Genomic DNA, 1,448 nt, shown 5'->3' with positions numbered 1-1,448 from the left:
CCCGGGGAGTGAGGCGGCGAGGGGTCGGGGCAGGGGACGGCGCGGGGTTCCGGGGCAGGGGACCGCGTGGGTCGGTGACCGGCTGGCGCAGGGCGCGGCGCGGGTATGGTGACCGGGGCGGAGGTGGGCTTCTCCACCTTGGGGAGTACGGTGATCGCTCCCGGATCGGCCCTTCGGCTGACCCCTCCCCCTCGTCCCCGTTCCTACGCTGGGCAACGTGCAGCGCCTCTACGACTTCATCCGCAGACACCCCTCGTGGGTCGACGGGTGCTGGGCCGGGCTCCTCGTCGTGGGGACGCTCCTCACCTTCGCGGGGCAGCACGGGCAACGCAGCATCCCGTTGTTCGTCATCATCCTCCTCGGCCTCGGCTGCGTCGTCGGACTGCGCCGCCGCAGCCCCGAACGCGTCCTGCTGCTCGCCGTCGTCCTCGGCGTCGCCCAGCTTGTCCTGGACGTGGAGGTCTTCGTCGGCGATTTCGCCCTCCTCGTCGCGGTCTACACGGCCGCGTCCCAGGGCGCGCGCTGGTCCTCACGCCTCGCCCTCGTCGGCGCCTTCCTCGCCGCCCCACTCGCCCAACTGCGCTGGCCCACCACTGCCGCCGGCACCTCCGAGACGCTCTTCTTCACCGGCATCCTGATGGTGCCGTTCGTCCTGGCCTGGGTGATGGGCGACTCCCTGCGCACCCGCCGCGCCTACTTCGCCCACCTCGAAGAACGCGCCGCCCGCCTCGAACGGGAACGCGAGGCACAGGCGAAGATCGCCGTCGCCGCCGAACGCGCCCGCATCGCCCGCGAACTCCACGACGTCGTCGCCCACAACGTCTCCGTCATGGTCGTCCAGGCCGACGGCGCCGCCTACGTTCTCGACGGCTCGCCCGAGCAGGCCCGCACGGCCCTGGAGACGATCTCCGCCACAGGGCGACAGGCCCTCGCCGAGATGCGCCGCCTGCTCGGCGTACTGCGCACCGGCGAACCCCGCGAAGCGGGCGAGTACGTGCCCCAACCCGACGTCGACCAGATGAACGAGCTGATCGAGCAGGTCAGAGGCGCCGGACTGCCCGTCGACTTCCGGATCGAGGGCGCGGTACGGCAACTCCCGCGCGGCGTCGAACTCACCGCCTACCGCATCGTGCAGGAAGCCCTCACCAACACCCGCAAGCACGGCGGCCCCGACGCCGGAGCCAGCGTCCGCCTCGTCTACTTCGACGACGGCCTCGGCCTCCTCATCGAGGACGACGGCCGCGGTGCCCCCACCGCACTCGCCACCGACCGCGGCGCCGACGGCGCGGGCCACGGCCTCATCGGCATGCGCGAACGCGTCGGCATGGTCGGCGGCACCTTCGACGCAGGCCCACGCCCGGGGGGAGGCTTCCGCATCAGCGCCCTCCTCCCCCTGAAAACAACCTAGATTCCCTCGGGGGCCTCCCCCCGCCCCCCCGCCCCACCCC

1 protein-coding gene is annotated in these 1,448 nt (G+C 72.7%); it reads left to right on the top strand.

What is annotated here, in order from left to right; genetic code table 11:
- Positions 1 to 217 precede the first annotated feature (217 nt).
- Positions 218 to 1,408, top strand: coding sequence for a sensor histidine kinase (locus IF99_RS0130135; protein ID WP_031001643.1), 1,191 nt, complete (start codon positions 218 to 220; stop codon positions 1,406 to 1,408).
- Positions 1,409 to 1,448: the final 40 nt, after the last annotated feature.

The organism is Streptomyces sp. NRRL F-5630 (assembly GCF_000719475.1).
Lineage (GTDB): Bacteria > Actinomycetota > Actinomycetes > Streptomycetales > Streptomycetaceae > Streptomyces.
The sequence above is the reverse complement of the archived record's forward strand: the minus strand, read 5'-3'. Positions and strand labels throughout refer to the sequence as shown.